A 20,779-nucleotide genomic window follows, 5' to 3' on the forward strand; every position below is an offset into this window, starting at 1 on the left:
GAGGCTTTATACATTGAGTTTACAAATTCAAAAATTAACAAAAATATTCGGAGAATCTAAAGCAGTTAATGGTTTGCAAATCTCGTTACCGAAAGGTGAAGTGTTAGGGTTACTTGGCCGAAATGGTGCAGGGAAAACAACGACAATTAAAATGTTACTAGGCTTATTAACGCCAAATGAAGGTTCTATTACGTGGGATGGAAAATCATTTGGTGATAGCGGGGTAACAATTGGATATTTACCAGAAGAAAGAGGATTATATACAAAAAGTAGAGTAATAGATCAGTTGCGATATTTTGGCAGATTAGAAGGAATGACGAAGAAAGAAGTCGATCTTGCAATTGATCACTGGTTAGAGCGATTAGCAATCCCAGAATATAAATTTAAAACGGCAGGGGAGCTTTCGAAAGGGAATCAACAAAAAATTCAATTGATTGCTGCTCTTCTTCATGATCCAGAACTTCTTATTTTAGATGAACCATTTAGCGGACTTGATCCAGTTAATGCGGGAATGTTAGCTAATATTATTGGAGAACAAGTACAGAGTGGAAAGACAATTATTTTATCAAGTCATCGTATGGAGCAAGTAGAGGCTTTTTGCCAACATGTATGTATTTTGAAAAAAGGCGAAGCGGTCGTAGAAGGACAGTTAAGTGATATTAAGAAAGAATACGGTTTCCGTAATTTAACTATTGAAGATACAGTAGAGAATGAAAAGGGATTAGAAGCTATACACGTTCCGTATGAAAAACAACAAGGCCTTCTTTATGTAAAAGTACAAGGCGATGCAGAAGCTCTAAAGATTTTGCAACAGTTGCAAGAGCAAGGTATTAGCTTACGACAATTTAAAATGTTAGAGCCGACGTTAAACGAAATCTTTGTAGAGAGGGCGAAATAAAGATGCGTAAATTTTCTCATGTATTTTCATTTTATTTTAAGGAAGCGTTTTTATCTAAAAAATCATTAATTACGAGTGCGATTTTATTTTTAGTTGTGTTTGGTATTTTTGCATTTAATCATTTTACTTCAAGTAATGATAAAAATAAGGATAAAGATAAAATTGCAGTTGTAGTAGAGAGTTCCACATACAAAGTACAAAAAGAAGAGCTAAATAAGCTATTGCCATCAGCAAAAATAACGGTCGGTTCAAAAGATGATTTTGATAAACTGCATAAGCAAGTAGAAGAGGGAGATTTAGATGGTCTATTCCATGTGACGGAAAAGGATGGGACTCCAGCAGTTACATATATGTATAATGGATTTCCAAGCCAAGCAACTTCTGCGATTATGGCGGGTTATTTAAAACAACAATATACGAAGGTGACGATTGCAAAAAATAATGTTTCACCAGAAATTGCGCAGCAATTACAAGCAGAAATTCAAGTGAAGCAAGAAGCGATAAAAGATCGTACATCTTCTTTCGGAATTGCATATTTCTTTACATTTGCTTTGTATATGTTTATTGTAGCTTTCGGAAATACAATCGCAATGAATATTGCATCTGAAAAGGCGTCACGTGTAATGGAAGTAATGCTTCCAAAAGTAAAGCCTCTTACGATGATGTATGCGAAAATTTTGGCGGTTGTTTCAACGGCGTTATTACAACTTGTAATATTGGCGTGTGGTTATCTTATTCCTTATTTGTTAGGTTGGGTCGATTTAGAAAGTGCCTCATTGTTTGGTGTTCCAATTGACTTTACAAAATTAGATGCAAAGGTTATAAGTATGTTTCTTGTTTATTTCATTACGGGGTATTTACTTTATGCGATGATGTACGCTGCGGCTGGAGCTGTTGTGTCTAAGACAGAGGATTTACAAGCTGTATCTTTCCCGATAATGATTTTGATCATGGCTGCATTCTTCATTAGTATTAAATCATTAAGTGATCCAAATAGTACTATTGTTGTTGTAAGTTCGTATGTTCCGTTTTTCACACCGATGGTTACCTTCTCGCGGATTGTAGCTGGTGAAGCAGGTATGTTAGAGATTGCGATAACATTAGTAGTTTTATTGGCGACGATTGGTATATTAAATGCGATTACAAGCCGTATCTACGTAAACGGTGTAATGAATTACTCCGACAAAGTGAAATTTAAAGATTTAGCGAAATTTATAAAGCGTCACTAATAGGAGAAAAGCATGATTTTCTAATGGAATCATGCTTTTTCTTTATGTATAAATTAAAAATAGTATATAATAATAAGAGTTGTCTTTTAATAGAATGAATAAAAAGGAGGGTGTGCAGATGGGAATTAGTAGTCGTTTTACAGTAGGTGTTCATATGTTAACGTTACTTGCAATAGATCGAAACTCTCGCTGTACCTCTGAATGGATTGCTGGTAGTGTGAATACAAATCCAGTTGTGATTCGTCGCATTACAGGAATGTTGAAGAGAGCAGGACTTGTTGATGTACAAGCTGGTAAAGGTGGTACAACACTTGCTCGTGATTTAGATGAAATTACATTACTTGATGTATATAAAGCTGTGGAAGTTGTAGAAGAAGGACATCTATTTTCTTTCCATGAAAATCCCAACATTGAATGTCCAGTAGGAGCTAATATTCAATCGGTATTAGAGATTGTTTTAATACAATCGCAAGAAGCGATGGAAAACGTACTTGCAAATGTAACGGTGCAGCAGTTAGTTACAAACTTAAAGTCGAAAATTAAAGAATAAAAAAGCGAGCTTCCTCACGATGAGGGCTCGCCTTTTTTTATTCGGAAATATTGAAAATTCTATTTTTCAGTATTTAAAACAAACTTTCCTACAACAGCTGCTACGATACCACCAAAAATTGGGGCAACGATGAACACCCATAGTTGAGAAATTGCTTCTCCGCCAGCGAATAGAGCTGGTGCGATACTACGAGCTGGGTTAACAGATGTTCCAGTTAACGGAATACCTAATAAGTGAATTAATACTAATGTGAAACCAATTACTAGTCCAGCTAAAGAAGAACTTCCCTTTTTACCTGTTACAGCAACGATAACTAAAACAAATACGAAAGTTAAAATGAATTCAACTAAAAATGCTCCAGATAAACCAAGAGTGCCAAAACTATTTTGTCCTAAATTATCTAAAGGTAATTTAGCAGATCGTAAAATTGTTACTAACGTTGCAGTTCCTAATAAGCCACCTAAAATTTGAGCTAATAAATAATAGCTAAGTTCCATAGCGTTCATTCTTTTATTAATGAACATAGCGATTGATACCGCGGGGTTAATATGACATCCAGAAATTGTTCCAATGCTATATGCCATAGCCACGATAGATAATCCGAAAGCCATAGCGATACCTAATGTTCCAATTCCTTCAATTCCGCCACCAATGACAGCTACTCCAGTTCCGAATAATACAAGTACAAATGTACCAATAAATTCAGCAATTGCTTTTTTTAACATAATTTACCTCCTAATAATGCGCATGAAACGTATTATAACATAGGTTTTATTATAAACAGCTAATGAAATACTATTCTGATAAGGCGAAATAGGGAGATAATAAAAATAGATAGGGTTCTATGAAGAAGAACCCTATCTATCTTTATGCTGATTTTTTTTGTTTAATGACTGGAACAGGACGGTTTAAAACACTATTTACGACCATTCCTAACATTATAATCATCATCCCAATCAGTGACAGACCACTAGGGAATGAGCCATTTAAGAAAATAATCTCACCAAGCACGGTAAAGACCATCGTTCCAGCTTGTGTTGCTTCAACAGCTCCAAGTAAAGCGAGATTGTCTTTTGCTAAGTCAGTAGCAAAGAAAAATGTCATCGTCGCAATAACTCCGGAACATAATGCTAACAAAAATCCTTGCATCATTTGACTTGATGATGGAATACCAGTAGTGGAAAATCCATATATAGCAAGTAGAATTGTAATAGGGAGACTTCCGATTGCCATTCCTAATACACGTTGGAATGTATCAAGGCGCCCGCCAACAAGTTCCATCATTTTTCGGTTACCGAACGGATATAAGAAAGCTGCTAAAACGACAGGTAAAAATCCCGAGATGAACTGAGTCATTGTAATATGACCTGCTGCAGTCGCTTGCATACAAATTACACCAAGTAAAATAAATAATGCTACATATAAACTGCGAAGTGGAATTTTTCCGCGTACAAGTTTTGTACCTGATTTCGTTTCTATTTTAACGAAAAATAATGGTGATAGTAGTAAGCCTGCTAATATCGTAACTTGCCAAGTTCCAGCAACGAGCCAAGCTGGAGAAAAAACAGCTGCGAAGCTTAATAAAGAATAGAAGCCGATGCCAGCGACTGATCCCCACCCGATCCATGCAAAAGGATGTTTCTTTAACTCTTCCCATAAAGCTCCTAAGTTTTTGCGAAATAAAACGATAAGGAATAAAATAGGGAGAGCAAATAGAAAACGGAAGGAAGCAGTCCAAGCCCAGCTTGTTCCAGATACATTCATTGCTCTGTTAATAATAAAGGTTGCAGAAAAAAAGGCCGATGATAAAAGACCTAGTAATATTGCGCGCATGAAGTATGGCACTCCTTTCGTGATTGAGTATTTATGTATAGTATAATATACTTAAGGTGAATAAAAGTAAACTATTTTATATTTTAAGGTGGTTTTTATATATGAAAGAAAATGAAGATATGCAAACAAAAGAAGTAATTCAGCAAGTAGGTCAGTTATTAAGACAAATTCGAAATGAACAAAAATTAAGTTTAGAAGATTTAGCCCAAAAGACAGGTGTTAGTAAATTAACGTTAGGAAAAATTGAAAGAGGTGAAACGAATCCAACATTAGCTGTCATTTGGAAAATTACGAAAGGGTTATCAATTCCTTTATCGAGATTGATGGTTGTTGGAGAGCCTGTAGCTGTTGCGCGCTGCGGAGAAGGCTTTGCAGTAGATGTAGGACAAGCGTGGCACTTAGAAACAATGTTCCGTTACACGAAAGAAACGGGGATGGAAATGCACCGAGCTTGTTTAAGAGCGGATAGTATATATGAACCTGAAGCTCATCATGAAGGGGCAATCGAACTTGTAACAGTAATGAAAGGGAAAGTTTCTATTCAAGTGGAGAACGATGTGTACGTGCTAAATGAGTTTGATTCCATTCAATTTGAAGCGAATAAGAAACATAGTTATAAAAATGAAGAGGATGAAGTGGCCGTATTACATTTAACGATGAAATATTCTTCATGAAACAAAGCCTATAGAAAAAGATTCTATAGGCTTTGTTTTCAATTTGTATATTCTGCTTAAGTATAGTGAAAGGAGTATTGTTAATCAGGATAATATTAGTAAGAACGTGGTATGAGTAATAAACAAATGAGATAAACTAAAAACCCCGTTCCAAAACATAAAATAGCAATGACCCACATAATACGAATGAGAGTAGAGCTAATATCAAAATATTCTCCTAAACCACCGCATACACCAAATAACATTTTATCAGTTTCGGATTTGCATAATTTCTTCGACATATAATGATCCTCTCCTTTTCATATCACCGCCGTTATGTATGAGTGATACAGTATTCTTTTATTCTATATGGAAATTTATGAGAAGACCATTAGGTTATATTACATTTTTTTATGAAGGGACAATATAGCTTATTAATTGTCTTGATTTTCAGTTGATATTAAAATGAAAATGAGGGTGTGACGTATTTTCTAATATAAGGTGGGGAAATAGTAATGACATTGTATTGGTTGACTAATGTAAAGCTTGAAGCAGGTTATACATATGAAGAAGCGAAAATTTCACAAACAGAAACTGAGATATGCAGTCTTCTTATTGAAGATGGAAGAATTAAAAGAATTATATCGGGAATCGTTCACGAGGAAGGAACATTAACTTTTGATGCTAATCGTTTATTAGTTTTACCAGCTTTTGAAGAGATGCATATTCATATTGATAAAACATATTATAGTGGGCCTTGGAAAGCTTGTATGCCAGCAGAAAATATTTTCACACGTTTTAATGAAGAAAAAACGATTTTACCAAAGCAATTAGCAACTGCCCAACATAGGGCGGAAAATATGTTAGAGTTACTGCTCCGAAATGGCTCAACGAATATTAGAACGCATTGTAATGTTGATCCAATTATTGGGCTGGGTAATTTGGAAGCAACATTAGCGGCTTTAGAAACATATAAAGATCGGTTGTCTGTTAGAATAGTTGCATTTCCGCAACATGGATTGTTGCGCAGTAATTCTGTGCAACTTGTAAAAGATGCGATGCGTATGGGCGCACAATTAGTTGGCGGAGTGGACCCAGCTACGGTAGATAATGATATTGAAAAATCATTACATACGATTATGGACATTGCGGTAGAGTTTAATGCGGATGTTGATGTTCATTTGCACGATGCGAATAATCTTGGAACATTTACAATGAAGAGATTGGCAAGCCTAACGGAAGAAGCAGGATGGCAAGGTCGTGTAACAATTAGTCATGCGCTTGGACTTGGAGGTGTTACTGATAAAGAGGCTGAAGAAGTGGCAGAAAGACTAGCAGCCTTGAAGATTGATATCACTTCAACCGTTCCAATAGGTAAACAAGTAATCCCAATTCCGTTACTAGATAAAAAAGGAGTTAAAGTTTCATTAGGAAATGATAGTATTACAGATCATTGGTCTCCATTCGGAACGGGAGATATGCTTCAAAAAGCAAATCGATTGGCAGAACGATTTGGTTGGAGTGATGAAAGGTCTTTAGGGAAAGCTCTTCGTTTTATTACTGGAGGGAAAGAAACATTAAATAATGAAGGGAAACGAGTATGGCCGAATGTAGGGGATGAGGCAAGTTTTGTTTTAACGAATGCAACATGCGCCGCTGAAGCAGTAGCTCGTCAAACAGAGAAGCGTGTAGTTGTATATAAAGGAAATGTTGTTATAGGGGATTTAGATCAAGTGAAATCTGATAATCTTGTATAGGGGAATCGTTTAGATGTTTTTAGAAGGGTTCTAATTGTGAAAATAGAACCCTTCTTTTGTATTCAGTAGAAACAGGATAACGCTATACTTCCTTATAGGAAAGCTAGAAGGGATGAAAAGTTTGGACAATCAACATAATCAAAATCATATTATGGGAACTTTGCAATGGTTTATTTTTTTATTAGCGAACTCAATAGCATTACCAATTGTCGTTGGCGGATTATTTCATCTTACGACGGAAGAAGTATTTTATTTAATGCAGCGTACGTTTTTCGTAGTTGGTATATCTTCTTTTTTACAAGGGTGGCTTGGACATAAGCTTCCGATTGCGGATGGGCCAGCTGGATCTTGGGTTGGTGTATTTACCGTACTAGCTTATGCAACTGTAGGGCAAGATCAATTACATAGTACGTTGCAAATTTTAGAATTAGGGATGATGGTTGCCGGAGTTATTTTAATAGGATTAGGGCTAACTGGTTTTATAGGACGTATTTTATTTTTATTTACGCCACTCGTGACAGGAACGTTCTTACTTCTATTATGTTTGCAATTAAGTGGTGTGTTTTTAAAAGGGATGTTAGGAATTACAACTACTGTTTCTCAAATTGATGGATTTACAGCGTTGATCGCTTTTTGCATATTTTTGTTCGTGGTCATACTCTCTAATTTTGGAAAAGGTTTTGTTAAAAGTTATGCGGTTTTAATAGGATTGATGAGCGGTTGGATTATTTTTCTCATTGCAGGAAAAGTGACGATTCCATCTCAAGTAACTCATTTTGTACAATTTCCACATATATTTGCTTGGGGACTTCCAAAATGGAATACAGGTATGGCTGTATCAAGTTTCGTTATGGTATGTATTTTAGTTTCAAATACAGTGGCAGCTATTATAGCGATTAATCAAGCTACGATTCATAAAGCGACTATCGAACAAAAACAGTTGAGAAATGGTACGTGGGTCGGAGGGATTTCGCATATGATTTCCTCTTTATTTTCAACTGTAGGTGTCGTTCCATTACCAGCAACGGCAGGTTTCATACGTTTAACAAATCAAAAGTACATGCGTTCATTCTTATTTGCATGTGTACTATTAGTTGGTATGTCGCTGTTTCCAAGTATTATCCGCTACTTAGCCTCTCTGCCATCTGCGGTCGCATCTGCGGTTTTAATGGCTTCGTTCGTGCAACTTATTGGGATTGGATTTCATAATATAAAACAAGTGCCGCTTAGCGAACGGAATGTAACTATTTTAGGGGTTGCGGTGTTGTTTGGCTGCGGTGTTATGTTTTTACCGTCTGGAGCACTTCAATCATTGCCATCTGTTATGCAATATATCTTCGGAAATGGTTTGTTTGTAGGCACTGTTGTAAGTATATTGCTGGAACAAATATGGCGTACTGGAAAATAAGTGGATAGAAAGAGTGTGCGCACTGTATAAAAGTCTAAAATAACATAAGAAATAAAGCCCATTTTCATTCACCACCTGCACATTTCGTTCATACAATATCTTGACTAAATAAACACCCAACTTACACATATACAGCTCTGGCTTAAGCAAGGAGGGTTATACCAGTTGAAGGAAAAAGCGTATCAATCTAAACCGTTACTCACAAAGAGAGAAAGAGAAGTATTTGAATTACTCGTTCAAGATAAAACGACGAAGGAAATTGCAGGTGAACTTTTCATAAGTGAAAAAACAGTACGCAACCACATCTCAAACGCAATGCAAAAGCTAGGGGTTAAAGGACGTTCACAAGCAGTTGTTGAGCTTCTTCGTATGGGAGAGCTCGAACTATAAGAAAGCAGCCGACTTTTATATAAGGAGTCGGCTATTTTTCTGTTTGTTTCATGCTCCATATGAATGATAAGAATGTTTCATATATAAATAGGTAAGGCTATAAAGAACGCGATAAATAAAATATAGAAATAAAACTCCCGCTATTAATAAAGGTAGCGGGAGTTTTGTTTTGAATGGGCATTTTATATAGAAGAAACCGACTTTCATATAGAAGGTCGGTTATTTTTCTGTCTTGCAAATTATGAAAAAAAGGAGCAAAATAAAAAAGGTCCTGAACTATACAGGTACAAATGAAAATTTTTATACAGGGGCACTTTAAGTTAGCGAACTTAAAGTGTGTAAAATATACTGATAAACATAAAAGATGATGAATGAGAAAACGGGTGATTAAGTTGAATAGAGCGATCGGTGTTATTGATTCAGGAGTGGGCGGTTTAACAGTAGCGAAGGAATTAATTCGTCAGTTGCCGAAAGAGCGTATTATATATTTAGGAGATACAGCACGTTGCCCTTATGGCCCGCGTTCTCGTGAAGAAGTGCGTCAATTTACGTGGGAAATGACGGAGCATTTATTAGATTTAAATATCAAAATGTTAGTGATTGCGTGTAATACAGCAACGGCGGTTGTATTAGAAGAAATGCAGAAACAATTACCAATTCCAGTAGTCGGAGTTATTCATCCAGGATCACGTACAGCTTTAAAAGTGACAAATACGTATCATGTTGGGATTATTGGAACGATTGGAACAGTAAAAAGTGGTGCCTATGAAGAGGCGCTAAAGTCTATTAATAACCGTGTTATGGTAGAAAGTTTAGCGTGTCCACCTTTCGTTGAGCTTGTAGAGAGCGGGAATTTCGAAAGTGAAATGGCGTATGAAGTTGTAAGAGAAACGTTGCAACCGTTGAAAAGTACTGACATTGATACACTTATTTTAGGGTGTACACATTATCCGATTTTAGGTCCTGTTATTAAAAAGGTAATGGGGGATCAAGTACAATTAATTAGTTCGGGTGATGAAACAGCGCGTGAGGTAAGTACGATTTTATACCATAGTAAGATGTTAAATGAGGGAGAAGAACAAAGTGATCACCTCTTCTTAACGACTGGTAAAATAGGTCTGTTTAAAGAAATTGCATCAAAATGGTTCGGTCAGCCGATTGAAAATGTGAAGCATATTAATTTAGAAACAGAATAATAGTAGATTCATATAAGAGAACTCCTGAGAAATCAGGGGTTTTTTCTGTGTAAGTGGCTATAGCTTGTTCTAAAATATGAAACAGCTCGTATACATAATAGTACAAACTTAGATTTTAGGGGGGAATGGCATGCCTAAATCCACTTTTAAATGGGTTGTTGGTGCTACTGTGAGTGCGATTTTATTATCAGGGTGTGGCTTGTTAAATCAAGAGAAAGCGACAGAACAAATTGATCCGCCAAAAAAAGTTACGTATACAGAAGGTGAAAAGAAAGAAACAGCTAAAAAAGATAAACAAGGGCAAACAGTAAATAGAGAGTTATACCTCGTTGATAAAAATGGATATGTCGTACCGCAAACTATTGCAATGCCTACTCCGAAGGCAAATGAAGTTGTACAGCAAACATTAGAGTATCTTGTGAAAGATGGACCAGTCACAAATTTATTGCCGAATGGATTTCGAGCAGTCCTTCCAGCGAATACGACGATGACCTTGAATTTGAAAAAAGGCGGGACAGCAGTAATTGATTTCTCTAAAGAAATGAAAAATTATTCAAAAGAAGAAGAACGTCAAATTGTTGAATCGGTAGCGTGGACTTTGACTCAATTTACAGAAATAAAACAAGTGCAGTTCCAAATAAATGGTGAAAAGTTAGCGAAGATGCCTGTTGCGGGTACACCGCTTGGTGAAGGTGTAAGTCGTGCGAATGGAATTAACTTTGATGATGAACAAGTAGCAGATGTAACGAATACAAAACCGGTTACACTTTACTTTATGGCGCAAAATAATAATAAGCAGCAATATTACGTACCGGTAACAAGACGCGTTGCAGAAGGAAAAGAAAATGATTACTCGGCAATTGTGAATGAGCTTGTAAAAGGTCCGATTCACGGTTCGTTACTAAATGATTTTAATCCGGGAGTTAAGCTTATTACGAATCCGAAAGTGGAGAACGGAAATATTACATTAAACTTTAATGAAAATATATTTGTGAACCAAGACAAAAGTATGATTTCAAATTACGTATTGAAGTCGTTAGTCTTATCTTTAACGGAAAAACAAGGTGTGAAAAATATTTCTATTGAAGTGAATGGGAAAGCAAACCTTACGGATGAGAAAGGTGAAAAGTTAATAAAACCTGTCGATCGTCCACAAAACGTAAATACAGGTAGTTTTTAATCGGGAATAATTTGATATACTTATGTAAGAAAGGGGAATTGCTTTTTGAGTTCCCCTTCTTTTATTGTTATACATATCGTACATTTAAATTTGGCTATACTAATGAGAGTATTTATGAGGGGGTTATTTTTATGCGAGTAGATGGTAGAGGACAAGCAGAGCTACGCCATATACATATTCATACAAATTATTTAAAACATCCAGAGGGATCGGTACTAATTGAAGTTGGGGATACAAAGGTAATTTGTTCAGCGACAATTGAAGAGCGTGTACCGCCGTTTATGCGTGGAGAAGGAAAAGGATGGGTAACAGCAGAATACTCAATGATTCCACGTGCGACAGAGCAACGTACAATCAGGGAGTCAAGTAAAGGGAAAGTAACAGGGCGCACAATGGAGATCCAGCGTTTAATTGGACGAGCATTGCGTGCGGTTGTTGATTTAGAAGCGCTTGGTGAAAGAACGGTTTGGATTGACTGTGATGTAATTCAAGCGGATGGCGGAACGAGAACAGCTTCTATTACAGGTGCTTATGTAGCGATGGTATTAGCTTTTGAAAAATTATTGCAAGCAGACAAAGTATCTAAAATTCCAGTGAAAGATTATTTAGCGGCAACGTCAGTAGGTGTTGTTGAAGAACAAGGTGTCGTTTTAGATTTAAATTATGCTGAAGATTCTAAAGCAGACGTTGATATGAACGTTATTATGACTGGAAAAGGTCAGTTTGTTGAAGTACAAGGAACTGGAGAAGAAGCGACGTTTAGCAGAGCTGAATTAAATGAATTACTTGATGCTGCTGAACAAGGGATTTTCCAACTTGTTGAAAAGCAAAAAGAAGCATTAGGTGACATCGTATCTCATATAGAGTAGAGGTGGAAAATATGAAGCAAGTTGTTGTAGCGACGAAAAATCTTGGGAAAGTACGTGAGTTTGCTGAGTTATTTGAGAGATTTGACTTAGAAGTGAAATCTTTACACGATTTTCCTCATATTGAAGAAGTCGAAGAAACTGGTGAAACATTTGAAGAAAACGCAATTTTAAAAGCGGACAGTCTTAGTAGACAATTGAATTCCGTCGTAATTGCGGATGACTCTGGTCTTATTGTAGATGCCTTAAACGGGAAGCCAGGTGTATATTCAGCTCGTTTTGCTGGAGAGCCGAAAGATGATCAGGCGAATATAGATAAAGTGTTACAAGAGTTAACTGACGTCGATTTAGAAAAACGTACAGCTCGTTTTTACTGTGCGTTAGCAGTTGCTTTCCCTGAAGCTGATAAAGAGCCGGTTATTGTAAACGGAACGTGCGAAGGGAAAATTCTAGAACAGCGCCGCGGGGAAAATGGTTTCGGATACGATCCGATTTTTTATGTAGAAGAATATAAAAAGGCGATGGCGGAGCTAAGCTCAGATGAGAAAAATGCGATTAGTCACCGCGGGCGTGCTCTTCGTAAATTAGAAGAAAAAATCCCGGAATGGTTTTTAGAAGAATAAGGGAGAGAGATTGATGAAAGCTTTAATCGTAAGCGATAGTCATAGCTCTGTGAAGGAATTACAGCAGTTAAAAGAGAATTACGAAGGGAAAGTAGATGTCATGATTCATTGTGGTGATTCAGAGCTAACGCCTGCTCACGAAGAGCTGCAAGGTTTCCATGTTGTAAAAGGGAATTGTGATTATGCTAACTTTCAAGGTGAAATTGTAACTGATGTAGATGGAATTCGTTTTTTAGTTGTGCACGGTCATCGTCATAATGTGAAAATGACGTTACAAACGTTAGCGTATCATGCAGAAGAAGTAGGAGCGCAAGTAGCATGCTTTGGACATTCTCATGTATTAGGGGCAGAATTAATTGATGGGATTTTATTTATTAATCCAGGAAGTATTTTGCTCCCGCGCTCTCGTGTGGAAAAAACATTCGCTTTATTAGAAATGGATGAAAATCATATAGAAGTTCGTTTTGAAACATTAGACGGACAGCTGGTGGAACAAGCAATTTTTAAAAGAGGATAAGGAAAATTATCCTCTTTTAAAAAAGTGTTGACTTTATAAGTGGTTATGAATATAATAAATATTGTCGATAGGGCAACGGCGCTAACGAAGAAAAATAAAATAACATATGCGGGTGTAGTTTAGTGGTAAAACAAGAGCCTTCCAAGCTCTGGTCGAGAGTTCGATTCTCTTCACCCGCTCCATGTCCCAGTAGCTCAGCCGGATAGAGCATACGCCTTCTAAGCGTACGGTCGGGAGTTCGAATCTCTCCTGGGACGCTAACAAAACCTTGTTATCTTTTGATAACAAGGTTTTTTGTTTGTTTTAAATTAGTTATTAATAAACTTTTCAAAGACAAAACCGTAATCTTTCACATTATATTGCTTTTTCGTATCAACGAGCCAGTTAAAGGCGATATCGTTCATTTCTTTAAACTGTTCTGCTAAATTTACTTGTGTATTTGAAATACGGCTGAAAGCGTTAGATGCCATATCTAAACTTTTATGTGCATACTGCAATGTAATGTCGTTGTCGTATGAGATTTCTTCGATTTTAAGTAAAGCCTTATATAAATCTTTTAATTCTTCAATATGTTTTTTATGAACATCAATTGAGTAATGCTCATCTCCCATTTGAAATTTAATTTCTACATCTAAATCAATCGTTCCTGCAGTTTCGAGTGCTACGTTTTTAATTTGATATTTACTATAGCTAAAGCGGCGTAATGTACGTTTTTTGCTTGTGGCACTTGTACCATCTAGATGAATTAATCCTTTGTTTGTGAAACAATATTCATCCGATTTTGATTTAATAAGAAAATAAATTTTCTCTCCATCTTCATGCATAACGTAATCATCAGCATCGACCTTATCGTAATCTTTCGGTGTGATGACAGAACCTACATCGCTTAAACCTAAAACATCAGCAGCCATTTTTTTGAACATATATAATCCCCCTTGTAAATTAAATTCTTAATTGTACAAAAATATATTAACATGATTTTAAACTTATTTTTGAAATCTTACAACTCTGTAAGGTAAGTGTAAGGAAGTTCGATGGTAACAAATTACTAATCCTATATAATGAAGATAACAACGATACATGAGGAGGAAGAGATGATGAAGGGATTAATCGTAACGGGTTTAACAGTAGCTTTTGGGTTTGTGGCGTATGAAAAGTTAACATATGTAATTGATGTTGTAAAACATTTAGTAGCGTAGAAAAAACTGCCATGAGAGGGAAAGGGAATGAGTGAATGGATGGAATGGTTATTTGGAATTATAGGTACTTGTAGTGTAGTTTTATTGTTCTTTGTCCCGAGTGGTATACTTAGTTCGACAACAAGTTTGTTCTTTTTAAGTTTGTTTGCTTGTACGATGCTTATTATTATGTTTTTAATGAAGCGAAGTAAACCGATCTTCTATTTTAGCATGATTGTTATGGCAATTATTGTTCTCCAAATTATTACCCTTGTTATATACCCCACAATTATAAAAGCTTTCCGTTAATGATGAATCCTCTGCGTCTGTTGCTGAGGGTTTTTGTTTGTGAAAAATGAATTTCATTTAAAAGTTTGTTGCTTTTCGTTGCGAAAATAGAATATTCCTATATTTCAAATAAATAATTTTGGAATGTTGTGTTCTCATTACGCATTTGATATATTTACTTTGAAGATCATTAAAATCTAGAAAAAGAGGCGGACGTATGGATAAAAAAGAAAATACGGTCGTATTGTTTCCGCAACTATCAGAACGCTATATTGATAAAGGTTTTTTAGCGTTGAAAGAGCGGGAATTCGAAGATGCATTGCGCTGCTTTGAAATATTACGTCAGTATAATGCAGAAACGGAACAAACAGAATTAGCTTCAGTTATTTGTTTGCTAGAATTAAAACGTATGGAAGAAGCGAAAGGAAAATGTAAGCAGTTGCTTGAAATAGGAGCTGTATTATTTGGTGATATTCTTGAAACGTATGTAACTATTTTAGTTCAAACAAATGATTATGAAGGTGTCATCGAAACTGTTGAGGAAGTTTTGCAAACGAAAGATATAATTCCTGAGCAAAAGGAAAAATTGGCACAGCTTGCTTTGTTTGCGCAAGGGATGTTGAATGAAGAAGATATACCGCTAGTGGATTCGAATTTTGAATTAGAAGAATTCGCCAATTTGCTTTTTGGAGAAAACTTTGGTCAAAAGCTAAGGGTGATCCAGAAACTTTCGTTAAAAGACCTGGATCTCGCACTTCCTACTTTAAAGAAATTTTTAATAGACGAAGATCAGCACCCTTATTTAAAAACTTCTATTTTGTATAAAATGGTAGAAAATCAAATAGAAGAAGAGATTGAAGTAGAGAAGTTTGGGAATACGATAAAGGTGATTCCAGCATTTGTAGGTCATAATGAGGAGCAATCCGATAAAATTATACATAAATTCTCAAACCGGTTAGAGCAAAATTATCCGGATATATTTGATGCAATGGTTACATACTGGAAAGAATTACAAATTAGCATTTTCCCATTCCCTCTATTAATGGATAAAGTAGAAATTTGGGCTGCCGTCTTAGAGAGAATTGGAAGAAAGCGTTTCGGATTGGCTATTGATGAAGAAGAACTTATGACAGCATACAATATTGAGTTTGAGGAATTTCATATTGCCTATCAATGGTTACTGCGCATTGAAAGAGAAGGGTATTTGCCCGTATAATTATGAAAAAGAATCGTTCAGTTATTGAAACGAGCACATTCTATGTTATAATGTAAGGGTTGCAAAAGGCAGAAATCTGCCTGTTTGTAAGAGAAGAGGAGTATAATTCTCTTACTTAATATGTTTCATATTAGTCTCGAACAAAATATACCGTAGTTGTCTTTTAGACAATTAGTAGATTGGAACATTGTATCTGAAAGCTTTTTGCTAGAGGGTTATTTGTACATTTGTTATTTCAAAAAAGAGATAATAAAAATCTTAATCTATAGAGGTATGTGCATACATTATTATAGTTGGAGGGAAAGAATAAATGTCTACGAAATGGGAAAAATCAGAAGGTAACGTTGGCGTTTTAACAATCGAAGTTGATGCTAAAGAAGTAAATAACTCTATCGACGCTGCATTCAAAAAAGTAGTAAAAACAATTAATGTACCAGGTTTCCGTAAAGGAAAAATGCCTCGTCCATTATTCGAACAACGCTTTGGTATTGAATCTTTATACCAAGATGCTTTAGATATCATCTTACCAAAAGCATACGGTGAAGCAATCGATGAAGCTGGTATCTTCCCAGTTGCTCATCCTGAGATTGACATCGAGAAATTCGAAAAAGGCCAAAACTTAATTTTCACTGCAAAAGTTACTGTAAAACCTGAAGTTAAATTAGGTGATTACAAAGGTTTAGCAGTAGAAAAAGTTGAAACAACTGTAACTGACGAGGATGTAGAGAACGAAGTAAAAGCTTTACAAGAGCGTCAAGCTGAACTAGTTGTTAAAGAAGAAGGAACTGTTGCAGATGGTGATACAGCTGTAATCGACTTCGAAGGTTTCGTTGATGGCGAAGCATTTGAAGGCGGAAAAGGCGAAAACTATTCTCTTGCAATCGGTTCTGGTACTTTCATCCCAGGTTTCGAAGAGCAAGTAATTGGTCTTAAATCTGGTGATTCTAAAGAAGTTGAAGTATCATTCCCAGAAGAGTACCATGCTGCTGAATTAGCTGGTAAACCAGCGAAATTCAACGTAACAATTCACGAAATCAAAACAAAAGAACTTCCTGAGTTAAACGACGAGTTCGCTAAAGATGCTGACGAAGAAGTTACAACTCTTGATGAATTAAAAACAAAACTTCGTACAAACTTAGAAGAAGGCAAGAAGCACGAAGCTGAGCACAAAGTACGTGACGAAGTAGTAGAATTAGCTGCTGCTAACGCTGAAATCGACATTCCAGAAGCTATGATCGACACTGAGTTAGATCGTATGGTTCGTGAATTCGAGCAACGTTTAAGCCAACAAGGTATGAACCTTGAGCTTTACTACCAATTCACAGGTACTGACGCTGACAAATTAAAAGAGCAAATGAAAGAGGATGCACAAAAACGTGTAAGAATCAATCTTGTTCTTGAAGCTATCATTGAAGCTGAAAACATCGAAGTTACTGAAGAAGAAGTAACTGCAGAAGTTGAAAAAATGGCTGAAATGTACGGTATGCCAGTAGACGCTATCAAGCAAGCTCTTGGAAGCGTAGACGCTTTATCTGAAGATCTTAAAGTGCGTAAAGCTGTAGACTTCTTAGTAGACAACGCTGCATAATAAAATAACAAGGCACGATTTTAATCGTGCCTTGTTTTATAAATATAGAAATATATTTATAAAACTTTTCGATGAAGAAGGAAAAGTTCCTTTGTAAGTCGAATATACATATTTCAAAAGTTTTAAAATTTTTTTATTTGTACATAACTAGTCATATTATTTGTATTTCTCGCCACGTAGTGACATAATATGTATTTACATACGATACATTTATCGTGTACATACGAAGGCAAGAGGTTAGCACTTTGTAAGGGGTGTGAAAATATGTTTAAATTTAATGATGAAAAAGGTCAATTGAAATGTTCTTTCTGTGGTAAAACACAAACGCAAGTTCGAAAGCTAGTTGCAGGTCCAGGTGTTTACATTTGTGACGAGTGTATTGAGCTTTGTACTGAAATTGTACAAGAGGAGCTTGCGAAGGACGAAGAAGTAGAATTCAAAGATGTACCGAAACCGGTAGAAATTCGTGAAATCTTAGATGAGTATGTCATCGGACAAGATAACGCGAAAAAAGCACTAGCGGTAGCGGTATATAACCATTACAAACGCATTAATTCTAACAGCAAAATTGATGATGTAGAATTGGCGAAGAGTAATATTTCACTTATTGGGCCAACTGGTAGTGGTAAAACATTATTGGCACAAACATTAGCGCGTATTTTAAATGTTCCATTTGCGATCGCGGACGCAACATCTTTAACAGAAGCTGGATATGTAGGGGAAGATGTAGAAAACATCTTACTAAAATTAATCCAATCAGCTGATTATGATGTAGAGAAAGCGGAAAAAGGAATCATTTATATTGATGAGATTGATAAAGTGGCACGTAAGTCCGAAAATCCATCAATTACACGTGATGTATCTGGTGAAGGCGTACAGCAGGCACTTCTGAAAATTTTAGAAGGTACTGTAGCAAGCGTTCCACCTCAAGGTGGTCGTAAGCACCCGCATCAAGAGTTTATTCAAATTGATACAACGAATATCCTATTCATTTGTGGTGGAGCGTTTGATGGCATCGAGCCTATTATTAAACGTCGCCTTGGTGAGAAAGTAATTGGATTTGGTGCTGAGAAGAAAAATGCTGATGTAAATGAGAAGCATGTTTTATCTCACGTTTTACCAGAGGATCTTTTAAGATTCGGTTTAATTCCGGAGTTTATCGGTCGTCTTCCAGTTATTGCGAACCTAGAGCCGCTTGATGAAGATGCTCTTGTAGATATTTTAACTAAACCGAAAAATGCACTTGTTAAGCAATTCCAAAAACTATTGGAGCTTGACGATGTTGAGTTAGAGTTTGAAGAAGGTGCACTAGTTGAGATTGCGAAAAAAGCAATTGAACGTAAAACAGGTGCTCGTGGACTTCGTTCTATTATTGAAGGCTTGATGCTTGATGTAATGTTCGAACTGCCATCTCGCAAAGATATCGAGAAGTGTATTCTTACGAAAGAAACAGTAGTTGATAATGAACCGCCAAAATTGGTGTTACAAGACGGTACTGTACTTGATACAAAAACATCTGCATAATGCGAAGAAGAAACAGCAATTTTTATAATTGCTGTTTTTCTTTATGTTTAGCACTATTCCTCCCAGGAAATACTAAAAGGTAAAACATAGCGGGAGGAAATGAATTATGAGCTGGACAAATATATTTTTACTTGTTCAACTTGTTTTTGGCGTAATTGTCGGATTGTACTTTTGGCATTTACTTCGAAATCAGCGAACACAAAAAGTTTCAATTGATCGAGAATCGAAAAAAGAATTAGAGCAGCTTCGTAAGATGCGTGAGGTTTCTTTAACAGAGCCACTTGCGGAAAAGGTACGTCCTACATCCTTTGTAGACATTGTAGGGCAAGAAGACGGGATTAAGTCGTTAAAAGCGGCTCTTTGTGGTCCTAATCCGCAACATGTGATCATATACGGTCCGCCAGGTGTCGGAAAGACAGCGGCAGCACGCCTTGTGTTAGAAGAAGCGAAACGAAATCCGAAATCTCCATTTCGTACAAATGCAACATTTATCGAACTTGATGCAACGACAGCCAGGTTTGATGAGCGTGGTATTGCGGATCCATTAATTGGTTCAGTGCATGACCCGATTTATCAAGGAGCAGGTGCAATGGGGCAAGCGGGTATCCCGCAACCGAAAAAAGGGGCTGTAACAGATGCGCATGGTGGTATTTTGTTCATTGATGAGATTGGTGAATTACATCCAATTCAAATGAATAAAATGCTAAAGGTGTTAGAAGATCGGAAAGTATTTTTGGAAAGTGCGTACTATAGTGAAGAAAATTCGATGATTCCAACGTATATACATGATATTTTTCAAAAAGGTTTACCTGCAGATTTTCGCTTAGTTGGTGCAACGACGCGTTCACCAGAGGAAATTCCTCCTGCAATTAGGTCGCGTTGTTTAGAAGTGTTCTTCCGTGAGTTAGATACAGAAGAAATTCAAAAAGTAGCGAAAAATGCAGCTGACAAAGTGGAAATGCAAGTAGGTGAGAACGGTATCGAAATGATTGGAATGTATGCAAGAAATGGACGAGAAGCAATTAATCTCGTGCAAATTTCTGCTGGTATGGCGATAAATGAAGAACGACCTTTCATTAAAGATGAAGATATTGAGTGGGTTGTTCATTCTAGTCAGCTTACACCAAAGTACGAAAAACGTATTTATCCAATTCCGAGAATCGGTCTTGTGAACGGGCTTGCTGTATATGGGCCGAATACAGGTACGTTATTAGAAATTGAGGTAACAGCTATTCCTGCGAAAGATAAAGGGTCAGTAAATGTCACTGGAATTGTAGAAGAGGAAAGTATTGGTAGTCAAACGAAATCAATCCGCCGTAAAAGTATGGCGAAAGGTTCTGTTGATAATGTGTTAACAGTACTTCGTTCTCTAGATGTGTTGCCAGAAGGGTATGATATACATATTAATTTTCCTGGTGGTATCCCGATTGATGGTCCTTCAGCAGGTATTGCTATGGCAACAGGTGTCTATTCAGCGGTGCATCGTACGTATGTGAATAATGAAGTAGCGATGACAGGTGAGATAAGTATCCATGGAGAAGTGAAGCCTATTGGTGGTGTGTACGCAAAAATAAAAGCTGCGAAAAAAGCGGGAGCTAAGAAAGTCATCATTCCGGCTGAAAACATGCAACCATTTTTGTATACAATAAAGGGAATTGAGATCATTCCTGTTCGCAAATTAAAAGAAGTATTTGAATTAACATTTATGCAGGAAAATATGCATCGTGAGCTTGATGCACATACTGCTTTGGATGAAACAGATGCGCAATCAATGTGAGAATATACAATAATAAAAATTTGCCAGACTTCGTTTAAGTTTGTATGCTTAAGCGAAGTCTTTTTTCTTTTCGTGAGGCACAAAAAAACAGGAGATTTACAATTGCGA

21 protein-coding genes and 2 tRNA genes are annotated in these 20,779 nt (G+C 36.4%); 19 read left to right on the plus strand and 4 right to left on the minus strand.

The genetic code is table 11. From position 1 onward, the window contains the following. The first annotated feature begins 13 nt into the window (after positions 1 to 13). From ACE38F_RS06515 to ACE38F_RS06525, 3 genes are all read left to right on the plus strand, one after another. Positions 14 to 898 (plus strand): ABC transporter ATP-binding protein, encoded by an 885-nt coding sequence (locus tag ACE38F_RS06515; protein WP_219920428.1) that lies wholly within the window; start codon positions 14 to 16, stop codon positions 896 to 898. Between the two features lie 2 nt (positions 899 to 900). Beyond that, the gene (locus ACE38F_RS06520; RefSeq protein ID WP_375369943.1) at positions 901 to 2,127 is read left to right on the plus strand and encodes an ABC transporter permease; all 1,227 of its coding nucleotides are present in this window, start codon (positions 901 to 903) and stop codon (positions 2,125 to 2,127) included. Between the two features lie 118 nt (positions 2,128 to 2,245). After that, on the plus strand, positions 2,246 to 2,677 hold the full coding sequence (locus ACE38F_RS06525; RefSeq protein WP_002112095.1) for an Rrf2 family transcriptional regulator: 432 nt from the start codon (positions 2,246 to 2,248) through the stop codon (positions 2,675 to 2,677). A 59-nt stretch (positions 2,678 to 2,736) separates the two neighbouring features. On the opposite strand, the gene ACE38F_RS06530 is transcribed toward ACE38F_RS06525, so the two are convergent. Together ACE38F_RS06530 and ACE38F_RS06535 are read right to left on the minus strand one after the other, a co-directional pair. Next, on the minus strand, positions 2,737 to 3,402 hold the full coding sequence (locus tag ACE38F_RS06530; RefSeq protein WP_044442340.1) for an aquaporin: 666 nt from the start codon (positions 3,400 to 3,402) through the stop codon (positions 2,737 to 2,739). A 142-nt stretch (positions 3,403 to 3,544) separates the two neighbouring features. Beyond that, the gene (locus tag ACE38F_RS06535; RefSeq protein ID WP_375369942.1) at positions 3,545 to 4,510 is read right to left on the minus strand and encodes a DMT family transporter; all 966 of its coding nucleotides are present in this window, start codon (positions 4,508 to 4,510) and stop codon (positions 3,545 to 3,547) included. Between the two features lie 101 nt (positions 4,511 to 4,611). On the opposite strand from ACE38F_RS06535, the gene ACE38F_RS06540 reads away from it, so the two are divergent. Continuing rightward, positions 4,612 to 5,184 (plus strand): helix-turn-helix domain-containing protein, encoded by a 573-nt coding sequence (locus tag ACE38F_RS06540; RefSeq protein ID WP_002112092.1) that lies wholly within the window; start codon positions 4,612 to 4,614, stop codon positions 5,182 to 5,184. A gap of 95 nt (positions 5,185 to 5,279) precedes the next feature. Here ACE38F_RS06540 and ACE38F_RS06545 read toward each other — a convergent pair whose 3' ends face one another. Then, entirely contained in the window at positions 5,280 to 5,465 is a 186-nt protein-coding gene (locus ACE38F_RS06545) for a PspC domain-containing protein (RefSeq protein WP_215554323.1), read from the minus strand. A gap of 213 nt (positions 5,466 to 5,678) precedes the next feature. On the opposite strand from ACE38F_RS06545, the gene ACE38F_RS06550 reads away from it, so the two are divergent. The 10 genes from ACE38F_RS06550 (at position 5,679) to ACE38F_RS06595 (ending at position 13,357) form a co-directional block, all read left to right on the plus strand. Continuing rightward, positions 5,679 to 6,920, plus strand: a complete 1,242-nt coding sequence (locus ACE38F_RS06550) for an amidohydrolase family protein (RefSeq protein ID WP_375369941.1) — start codon at positions 5,679 to 5,681, stop codon at positions 6,918 to 6,920. Positions 6,921 to 7,032: 112 nt separating this feature from the next. Further along, positions 7,033 to 8,328 carry a purine/pyrimidine permease gene (locus tag ACE38F_RS06555; RefSeq protein ID WP_375369940.1) on the plus strand — a complete coding sequence of 432 codons (1,296 nt, stop codon included), beginning with the start codon at positions 7,033 to 7,035 and terminating at the stop codon, positions 8,326 to 8,328. A 165-nt stretch (positions 8,329 to 8,493) separates the two neighbouring features. Next, entirely contained in the window at positions 8,494 to 8,718 is a 225-nt protein-coding gene (gerE, locus tag ACE38F_RS06560; protein ID WP_000659484.1) for a spore germination transcription factor GerE, read from the plus strand. Between the two features lie 383 nt (positions 8,719 to 9,101). Then, positions 9,102 to 9,914: a glutamate racemase gene (gene racE, locus ACE38F_RS06565; protein WP_002015338.1), complete on the plus strand. Its 813-nt coding sequence runs from the start codon at positions 9,102 to 9,104 to the stop codon at positions 9,912 to 9,914. 130 nt (positions 9,915 to 10,044) lie between these two features. After that, positions 10,045 to 11,094, plus strand: coding sequence for a GerMN domain-containing protein (locus tag ACE38F_RS06570; RefSeq protein WP_215554320.1), 1,050 nt, complete (start codon positions 10,045 to 10,047; stop codon positions 11,092 to 11,094). A gap of 131 nt (positions 11,095 to 11,225) precedes the next feature. Beyond that, a complete protein-coding gene (rph, locus tag ACE38F_RS06575; RefSeq protein WP_001261778.1) occupies positions 11,226 to 11,963 on the plus strand; it encodes a ribonuclease PH in 738 nt (245 codons plus the stop codon). An 11-nt stretch (positions 11,964 to 11,974) separates the two neighbouring features. Further along, the gene (locus ACE38F_RS06580; RefSeq protein ID WP_215554318.1) at positions 11,975 to 12,583 is read left to right on the plus strand and encodes an XTP/dITP diphosphatase; all 609 of its coding nucleotides are present in this window, start codon (positions 11,975 to 11,977) and stop codon (positions 12,581 to 12,583) included. Between the two features lie 13 nt (positions 12,584 to 12,596). Continuing rightward, a complete protein-coding gene (locus ACE38F_RS06585) occupies positions 12,597 to 13,100 on the plus strand; it encodes a metallophosphoesterase (RefSeq protein ID WP_215554317.1) in 504 nt (167 codons plus the stop codon). A 108-nt stretch (positions 13,101 to 13,208) separates the two neighbouring features. Then, positions 13,209 to 13,282, plus strand: a tRNA-Gly gene (locus ACE38F_RS06590). A 1-nt stretch (position 13,283) separates the two neighbouring features. Next, positions 13,284 to 13,357 (plus strand) — tRNA-Arg (locus tag ACE38F_RS06595). A 51-nt stretch (positions 13,358 to 13,408) separates the two neighbouring features. On the opposite strand, the gene ACE38F_RS06600 is transcribed toward ACE38F_RS06595, so the two are convergent. Next, entirely contained in the window at positions 13,409 to 14,023 is a 615-nt protein-coding gene (locus ACE38F_RS06600) for a PH domain-containing protein (protein WP_375369939.1), read from the minus strand. A 315-nt stretch (positions 14,024 to 14,338) separates the two neighbouring features. Between ACE38F_RS06600 and ACE38F_RS06605 the strand changes: the two genes are divergently transcribed. The 5 genes from ACE38F_RS06605 to lonB all read left to right on the plus strand — a co-directional run bounded on the left by ACE38F_RS06605 (position 14,339) and on the right by lonB (position 20,671). Beyond that, positions 14,339 to 14,587, plus strand: a complete 249-nt coding sequence (locus ACE38F_RS06605; protein ID WP_215556637.1) for a hypothetical protein — start codon at positions 14,339 to 14,341, stop codon at positions 14,585 to 14,587. A gap of 196 nt (positions 14,588 to 14,783) precedes the next feature. Continuing rightward, a complete protein-coding gene (locus ACE38F_RS06610) occupies positions 14,784 to 15,782 on the plus strand; it encodes a hypothetical protein (RefSeq protein WP_375369938.1) in 999 nt (332 codons plus the stop codon). Positions 15,783 to 16,092: 310 nt separating this feature from the next. Then, complete coding sequence (tig, locus tag ACE38F_RS06615) at positions 16,093 to 17,370, plus strand: trigger factor (protein ID WP_215554315.1); 1,278 nt, start codon at positions 16,093 to 16,095, stop codon at positions 17,368 to 17,370. A gap of 264 nt (positions 17,371 to 17,634) precedes the next feature. After that, the gene (gene clpX, locus ACE38F_RS06620; RefSeq protein ID WP_215554314.1) at positions 17,635 to 18,894 is read left to right on the plus strand and encodes an ATP-dependent protease ATP-binding subunit ClpX; all 1,260 of its coding nucleotides are present in this window, start codon (positions 17,635 to 17,637) and stop codon (positions 18,892 to 18,894) included. A gap of 106 nt (positions 18,895 to 19,000) precedes the next feature. Continuing rightward, on the plus strand, positions 19,001 to 20,671 hold the full coding sequence (gene lonB, locus ACE38F_RS06625; protein ID WP_215554313.1) for an ATP-dependent protease LonB: 1,671 nt from the start codon (positions 19,001 to 19,003) through the stop codon (positions 20,669 to 20,671). Positions 20,672 to 20,779 lie beyond the last annotated feature (108 nt).

The organism is Bacillus altaicus, from assembly GCF_042136375.2.
Classification (GTDB): Bacteria; Bacillota; Bacilli; order Bacillales; family Bacillaceae_G; genus Bacillus_A; species Bacillus_A cereus_U.

Excerpts from the sequence above, each read along its gene's own strand:
- ACE38F_RS06520 (WP_375369943.1), top strand. The coding sequence starts at position 901 with ATGCGTAAATTTTCTCATGTATTTTCATTTTATTTTAAGGAAGCGTTT.
- ACE38F_RS06525 (WP_002112095.1), top strand. The coding sequence starts at position 2,246 with ATGGGAATTAGTAGTCGTTTTACAGTAGGTGTTCATATGTTAACGTTA.
- ACE38F_RS06530 (WP_044442340.1), bottom strand. The coding sequence starts at position 3,402 with ATGTTAAAAAAAGCAATTGCTGAATTTATTGGTACATTTGTACTTGTA.
- ACE38F_RS06535 (WP_375369942.1), bottom strand. The coding sequence starts at position 4,510 with ATGCGCGCAATATTACTAGGTCTTTTATCATCGGCCTTTTTTTCTGCA.
- ACE38F_RS06540 (WP_002112092.1), top strand. The coding sequence starts at position 4,612 with ATGAAAGAAAATGAAGATATGCAAACAAAAGAAGTAATTCAGCAAGTA.
- ACE38F_RS06545 (WP_215554323.1), bottom strand. The coding sequence starts at position 5,465 with ATGTCGAAGAAATTATGCAAATCCGAAACTGATAAAATGTTATTTGGT.
- ACE38F_RS06550 (WP_375369941.1), top strand. The coding sequence starts at position 5,679 with ATGACATTGTATTGGTTGACTAATGTAAAGCTTGAAGCAGGTTATACA.
- ACE38F_RS06555 (WP_375369940.1), top strand. The coding sequence starts at position 7,033 with ATGAAAAGTTTGGACAATCAACATAATCAAAATCATATTATGGGAACT.
- ACE38F_RS06570 (WP_215554320.1), top strand. The coding sequence starts at position 10,045 with ATGCCTAAATCCACTTTTAAATGGGTTGTTGGTGCTACTGTGAGTGCG.
- rph (WP_001261778.1), top strand. The coding sequence starts at position 11,226 with ATGCGAGTAGATGGTAGAGGACAAGCAGAGCTACGCCATATACATATT.
- ACE38F_RS06580 (WP_215554318.1), top strand. The coding sequence starts at position 11,975 with ATGAAGCAAGTTGTTGTAGCGACGAAAAATCTTGGGAAAGTACGTGAG.
- ACE38F_RS06585 (WP_215554317.1), top strand. The coding sequence starts at position 12,597 with ATGAAAGCTTTAATCGTAAGCGATAGTCATAGCTCTGTGAAGGAATTA.
- ACE38F_RS06600 (WP_375369939.1), bottom strand. The coding sequence starts at position 14,023 with ATGTTCAAAAAAATGGCTGCTGATGTTTTAGGTTTAAGCGATGTAGGT.
- ACE38F_RS06605 (WP_215556637.1), top strand. The coding sequence starts at position 14,339 with ATGGAATGGTTATTTGGAATTATAGGTACTTGTAGTGTAGTTTTATTG.
- ACE38F_RS06610 (WP_375369938.1), top strand. The coding sequence starts at position 14,784 with ATGGATAAAAAAGAAAATACGGTCGTATTGTTTCCGCAACTATCAGAA.
- tig (WP_215554315.1), top strand. The coding sequence starts at position 16,093 with ATGTCTACGAAATGGGAAAAATCAGAAGGTAACGTTGGCGTTTTAACA.
- clpX (WP_215554314.1), top strand. The coding sequence starts at position 17,635 with ATGTTTAAATTTAATGATGAAAAAGGTCAATTGAAATGTTCTTTCTGT.
- lonB (WP_215554313.1), top strand. The coding sequence starts at position 19,001 with ATGAGCTGGACAAATATATTTTTACTTGTTCAACTTGTTTTTGGCGTA.